General features: G+C 75.1%; 4 protein-coding genes. 2 read left to right on the top strand and 2 right to left on the bottom strand.

Features of this window, described 5'->3' with window-relative positions; genetic code table 11:
• Positions 1-325: 325 nt before the first annotated feature.
• The gene (locus ACIQOV_RS22085; RefSeq protein WP_359899812.1) at positions 326-1,297 is read right to left on the bottom strand and encodes a sigma-70 family RNA polymerase sigma factor; all 972 of its coding nucleotides are present in this window, start codon (positions 1,295-1,297) and stop codon (positions 326-328) included.
• A 424-nt stretch (positions 1,298-1,721) separates the two neighbouring features.
• Between ACIQOV_RS22085 and ACIQOV_RS22090 the strand changes: the two genes are divergently transcribed.
• Both ACIQOV_RS22090 and ACIQOV_RS22095 read left to right on the top strand, forming a co-directional pair.
• A complete protein-coding gene (locus tag ACIQOV_RS22090; RefSeq protein WP_401050918.1) occupies positions 1,722-2,570 on the top strand; it encodes a phosphatase PAP2 family protein in 849 nt (282 codons plus the stop codon).
• 61 nt (positions 2,571-2,631) lie between these two features.
• A complete protein-coding gene (locus tag ACIQOV_RS22095; RefSeq protein ID WP_401050919.1) occupies positions 2,632-3,513 on the top strand; it encodes a carbon-nitrogen hydrolase family protein in 882 nt (293 codons plus the stop codon).
• An 80-nt stretch (positions 3,514-3,593) separates the two neighbouring features.
• Here ACIQOV_RS22095 and ACIQOV_RS22100 read toward each other — a convergent pair whose 3' ends face one another.
• On the bottom strand, positions 3,594-6,062 hold the full coding sequence (locus tag ACIQOV_RS22100; RefSeq protein WP_401050922.1) for an FtsX-like permease family protein: 2,469 nt from the start codon (positions 6,060-6,062) through the stop codon (positions 3,594-3,596).
• Positions 6,063-6,331 lie beyond the last annotated feature (269 nt).

Here is a 6,331-nt window from a genome sequence, read left to right on the forward strand (position 1 = left end):
CCCCCGCCCCGGGGCGGGCACCCCAGCCCGCATCGGTGTCGTCACTGGACTGCTGGTCCAACGGGTCCCGGAAGACCAGCCGGGCCTTGGCGGCCGCAGCCTCCCGGGGCTCCTGCGCCCGGTCCTGCTCCTGGCCCTTTTCCTGCCCCTGCTCGCTCACGCCGTCCACTCCGTCCACTCGTCCCTCCCCTCCAGCCTAAGAGCCCCGCGGCACGCCTCGGGCCCCGGTGCGGAACGCTCCGCGCCAGGGCCCGGATGAGGGCTCGGCCCATGGGCCCGACCGGTTCGTCGGGCAACCTGCCAGGCGGAACTGTCGGGTGGCCTGTCAGGCGGCTTCGAAGCCCGCGTGGTCGGCGATCTTCTTCAGCTCGGCCAGCGCGTGCTTCTCGATCTGGCGGATCCGCTCGCGGGTGAGGCCGTGCTGCTTGCCCACCTCGGTGAGGGTGCGCTCGCGGCCGTCCTCCATCCCGTAGCGGGAGCGGATGATCGAGGCGGTGCGGTCGTCCAACCGCCCGATCAGGTCGTCCAGTTCCTCGCGGCGGAGCATGACCATCACGGCGTCCTCGGGGGACGTGGCCCCGGTGTCCTCGACGAGGTCACCGAACTGGGTCTCGCCCTCGTCGTCGACCGACATGTTGAGGCTGACCGGGTCGCGCGCCCAGTCCAGCACGTCCTTGATCCGGGCCTCGGTGGTGTCCAGCTCGGCCGCGATCTCGGCCGGCTCCGCCTCACGGCCCAGCTCCTTGGACTTCTCCCGCTGCACCCGCCGGATCCGCCCGAGCTCCTCCACCAGGTGCACGGGCAACCGGATGGTGCGGGACTGGTCGGCGATGGACCGGGTGATCGCCTGCCGAATCCACCACGTCGCGTACGTGGAGAACTTGAAGCCCTTGGCGTAGTCGAACTTCTCGACGGCGCGCACCAGGCCCGCGTTGCCCTCCTGGATGAGGTCCAGCAGCGGCAGGCCGCTGCGCGGGTAGCGACGGGCGACGGCGACCACGAGCCGGAGGTTGGACCGGATGAAGACGTCCTTGGCGCGCTCGGCGTCGGCGGCTATCGTCTCCAGCTCCTCGCGCGTGACGCCGTCGGGGAGTCCGCCCTCGTCCATCAGGTGCTGGGCGTACACGCCGGCCTCGATCCGCAGCGAGAGCTCGACCTCCTCGGCGGCATCGAGCAGGGGTGTCCTGGCGATCTCGTCGAGGTACATGCCGACCAGGTCGCGGTCGGCCTCAAGGTTGGTCGGGCGGGCCGCGCGACTCCGGTCGGCCCTGTCGCGAACGACGGCACGGGTGGCCATGCTTGCTCCCTTTGCTGGTATTGCCGAGGTCTGCCTGCCTGCCTCGTGAGGGCAAGAAGTGCGGGCCCCTGGAGGCACACACGTAACGATCCAACGAACAGAATCCGGACAACATTCCCAAGTCACTCAGATTCTTCCCGGCGATGCAGTATCCTGCCGGTTTTCACCCCGGCCTCGAACGCTGAGTGATCGGTCGGGCGCGTCCCGTGCCATCGGCCGGCCGCTCCGGGAGCGATGTCTTCACTCGACCCACACGCTGCCGCCGCCCACCCGTTGAACCCGCGAACGGCCGCCGGCGTTCCCCGCGTTCCCCGCTTTCCGCCGCCGCACGCACCCCGGCACACGCAGGTCCTCCTCACAAACGATGCCGAATCGCTATCACTCCGGCTCTTGCCCGGCACGGGACACTGGGAAGGTGTCAGTCATGCACCTGACCAACAGCACGAACCGCCTCACTGCGCGCAACCGCAGTCTCCTTCGGGACACCGCGCTCGCACTGGGCTGTGCCGCGCTGTTCGGCCTGCTGGCCGCTCCGGTGACCGGCCAGTGGCACCCGCTGGTCCGCTTCGACCAGGAGTGGATCGGCGAACTGCACACCTACGCCCGGGAACACCGGGTGTGGACCGCCTCCGTGCAGACGCTCTCGGACATCGGCGGCACCGTCACGATGCGGACGCTGCTCGGAATCGCCGCCGGGTGGCTCTGGTTGATCGGCGCACGGGTGCTGGCCGGCTGGGTGGCCGCCCAGGCCCTGGTCGGCTGGGGCGCCCAGTGGGCGCTGAAGCTGGCCTTCGGCCGCAGCCGCCCCTCCTTCACCGATCCGGTCTCGCACGCCGACGGCCCGGCCTTCCCCTCCGGACACGCCATGGCCTCGGCGATCACCTGCGCCGTCCTGGTCGGCCTGCTCTGGTACCGGGTCCGCCGGCGCGGCCGCACCGCCGCCTGCCTGGTGGCGGCGGCCACGGTGCTGACCATCGGCTGGACCCGGATCGCGCTCGGGGTGCACTGGCCCAGCGACGTCCTGGCCGGCTGGCTGGCCGCCGGCATCGTGCTGGGCACCGTGACCGCCGTGATCCAGGTCTGGCGCCCCGGCGCCCTGGCCCGGGATGTACGGCGGGTCAACTGGCGCACCAGGGACCGGGTCCAGCGGGTCGTCGTGTCGGGCGGGCGCTCCTCGCGCACGGCCGCCCCGCTGGACGAGGACGGGCCGCACGGCCCGCCGGAGGAGGTCCCGGGCGACCCGTCCGGCCGGGCCGACGAGACCGTCCGCTGAGGCCTCGTCACCCCACGGCCCGCTCCCGGCCACCACCGGCCACCACGCTAGCGTGACGGCCATGCCCGACACCACCGCCCCCATCTCCCCCGCCGCGCCCGCCGGTTACCCCGAGCGCCCGCTGCGGATCGCCACCGTCCAGGCCCAGGCCGTGGCCGGTGACATACCCGCCAACGTCGCCCAGGCCGCCGAACTGATCCGCGAGGCCGCCCGGGCCGGCGCCCGGCTGGTGCTGTTCGCGGAGAAGGTCCTCTCCGGGTACGAGCCCGAGCTGATCAGCGCCGACCCCGTCAAGTACGCCGTCCAGCCCGGCGATCCGCGCCTCACGCCGATCGCCGAGGCCTGCCGCGAGACCGGCACCGCCGCCATCGTCGGCGCCGCCGTACGGGACGGCGCCGACCTGCGCGTCTCCGCCCTCGTCCTGGGCCCGGACGGCGAGTTCGTCACCCGCTACGACAAGCAGCACCTGTTCATGACCGAACGCGAGCACTACCGCCCCGGGACGGCCGGCTGCACCCTGGAGCTGGACGGCTGGCGGCTCGGGCTCGGCGTCTGCTACGACTCCGGCTTCCCCGAGCACGCCCGGGCCGCCGCGCTCGACGGCTGCCACGCCTACCTGGTCGGCGCGCTGTTCAGCATGGGACACGGCCACCACGAGTCCCGCACCTGGTTCCCGGCCCGCGCGCTCGACAACACCCTCTACACAGTGCTCGCCAACCACATCGGCCGCACCGGCGGCTGGCACACCTGCGGCGGCAGCGCGGTCTGGGGCCCGGACGGCCGGCTGATCGCCGAAGCGAGCGAGGACCGGCGCGAACTCGTCGTCGTCGACCTCGACCCGGACGTCCTGCGCCGCACCCGCGAAACCGAGTCCCTCCTCGCCGACCTCGCCCTCGCCACCGCCCGCCCGCAGGCCCCCCGAGCCCGCTTCACCCTGGCCTGACCCACCTCGGCGGCCACACCCGCCGGGAGCGTCAGGGCACGGGGCGCGGTCGGCTCCGGTGCACCGGCTGGCCGGCCCGGTCAGGAGGCGCGCATCGCCGCCACCGCGGTCATCCGTCCGACCCGGCGGGCCGGCAGCACCGCGGCGGCCAGGCCGACCAGGACGGTCAGGGTCAGGGCGGCCAGCACCGGCAGGACCGGCGGGGTGCCGACCGTTCCCAGCGTCGAGGTGATCGAGCGGGCGGCCGCCCAGCCGTAGGCGACGCCCAGGCCGGTGCCGACCAGCGCGCCGGCCAGGGAGAGCAGCAGCGCCTCCAGGGTGAGCATCCGGCGCAGTTGCTCGCGCGACATCCCGATCGCGCGCAGCATGCCGATCTCGCGGGAGCGTTCGCTGATGCTGAGCATCAGGGTGGCCGCGACGCCCAGGCCGGCGATGGCGACGGAGAAGGACAGCAGGGCCATGCTGACGGTCTTCAGCCGGTCCAGCAGCGAGCGCAGGGTGTCCGCCTGGGCGGCCGTGTCGGCGACGGTCACCTGCGGGTGGTCGGCGAGGGCGCGGTCCAGGGCCCGGCGGGCGGTCGGCCGGTCGTCGCCGGCGGCCGGGGAGATCCAGGCCGTGGTGACGGGCGCGCCGGGGGCGAGGCGGTCCAGGGTGGTGGGCGTCACCAGCAGGGTGGCGCCGCTCTGCAGGGTGAACGGCAGGCTGCTGCGGCCGGGTTGGAGCCTCAGCTCGACGCCGCCGGCCCGCCGCACCCCGGTCTCGCCGAGTCCGCTCAGTGCGGTGCCCTCGGTGAGTGCGCGGGCCCGGTCCACGTCGTCCGTCGAGGAGTTGAGCCGGGTGGGATCGACGGCGGCGACCACGGTGGGCCGGCCGTCGAGGTCGACGGTGGCCGAGCGGACCGGGGTGACGGTCAGCCCGTGGTCGGCGCCGAGGGCACCGAGTGCCCCGGTGGGCAGGGCGCCGCCGCCGGTGGCGGCCGCCGAGAAGACGCCGGGCTGGCGCGCGGACATCACGGGCACCAGCGACTGCGAGGTGATGTCGAGCGCGGTGACCGCGCCGACCATCACGGTCACGCCGAGCAGCAGCGCCGAGCCGGTGGCCCCGGTGCGGCCGGGGTTGAGCCGCAGTTGCTGGGTGGCGAGCCGGCCGGCCGTCCCGCCGAGCCTGCGGGCGGGGCGGCCCAGTACGGCGACGACCGCGGGCAGCACCCGGTGGGACAGCCGCAGCACCCCGAAGAAGTTGGCGATGGCACCGACGGTGACGGCGAGCAGCGACAGCGGCGGCGGGGTCAGCGCCCCGGCCACCAGCAGCGCCGTGCCCGCGAGCAGCAGCCCGGAGGTCCACACCGCGGCCCGCGCCCTGGCCGCCCCGACGGCCGGCGCGGGGGTGCCGCCGAGGGCGGCGATCGGCGGCACGGCCGCGGCGGCCTTCGCCGGGCCGCGTACGGCCAGCAGGGTCAGCAGCACGCCGAACAGTCCGGCCAGCAGGCAGGTCAGCGGGGAGGGCATCAGCGACAGGTGCACCGGTCCGAGGTCGAGCCCGCCGACCACGGCCGTGCCGAGCGCGCCGAGGGCGACCCCCAGCAGCACGCCCGCCGCCGAGGCGCCCGCCCCGAGCAGCAGTCCCTGGCGGCGGATCAGCCGGCGCAGCTGCTGCCGGTCGGCGCCCACGCAGCGCAGCAGGGCGAGCTGGCGGGTCCGCTGGGCGAGCACCACCGTGAAGGTGTTGCCGACCACCATCCGCGCCACCGCGAGCGCGATCAGGACGAAGGAGAGCGCGGCGACCAGCACCACGCCGTACAGGGTGTTGCTCTGCCGGGTCGCCTCGGTGACCGAGGCCGCGCGGGTGTGCACCTGGGCGTCGGCGCCGAGGGCGGCGCGCAGGGCGTCGACGGTCCCGGTCCGGGAGGCGCCGGGGGTGACCCTGACGTCGAGTCGGTCGGTGGTGACGCCGGTCGCGTAGCCGGCGACCGCGCTCACCGGGACGCCGATGATCGGGGCTCCGGCGAGGCTCGGGGCGCCCCGCTCGTCCAGGGTGCCGACCAGCCGGGCGGTGGCGGCGGTGCCGTCGGCCCGGGTCAGGTGGACCTCGGCGCCCACGGCGGCGTCCAGCCGGTGCGCGGTCCCGGTGTCGAGCAGCACCTCGCCGGGGCCGGCGGGCCAGCGGCCGTCCTTGAGCAGCTGCCATCGCAGCGCCGGGTCCTCGGCGACGGCGCTGACCGCGGCGGTCCGGTCGAGCGGCCGCCCGTCGGCGGCCAGCACGGCGCTCCTGCCGGTCAGCCGCGGGGCCACCGCGGCCACCCCGGGGGTCTGCCGCACCTGCTCGGCGGCGGCCGCGTCCAGCCCGCCGGCCGCGGCCTTCCTGGTCACCTGGATGTCTCCGGGGCCGACCTCGGCGGCCGCGGTCTGGCTGTAGGAGTCCACCAGCGCCCCGCTGCCGCTGACGGAGGCGATCAGGAAGGCCACCCCCAGGGCGATCGCGGCGCCGCTCAGGAGCAGTTGGCGCAGCTGGCCGCGCAGCTCGGCCACGGTGTATCGGTAGGTCGTCATGGTTCCCCGGCTCGTCCGCCCTGACCGGGAACGGTGCTCCGGCAGGGGTCTCTACGAGCCTAGGAGCGCGGCGGCCGCGCCCCGTCGGCACGAGGTCTGTTTCATGATCAACCCGCGGGCGCACGGCGGCCCCCGCCGTCTCCTCCCGGAGAGGTACGCCGCCCCTGACGCCGGCCGGTCCGCCCGCCGCCGGTCGCACCCGGCGGTCGACGGCGGGCGGCGCCGGGCCCGGGAACGCCGCAGGCCCCCCGCCCGGAGTGGGCGGAGGG

This window comes from Kitasatospora sp. NPDC091257 (assembly GCF_044757675.1).
GTDB lineage: Bacteria > Actinomycetota > Actinomycetes > Streptomycetales > Streptomycetaceae > Kitasatospora > Kitasatospora lactacystinica.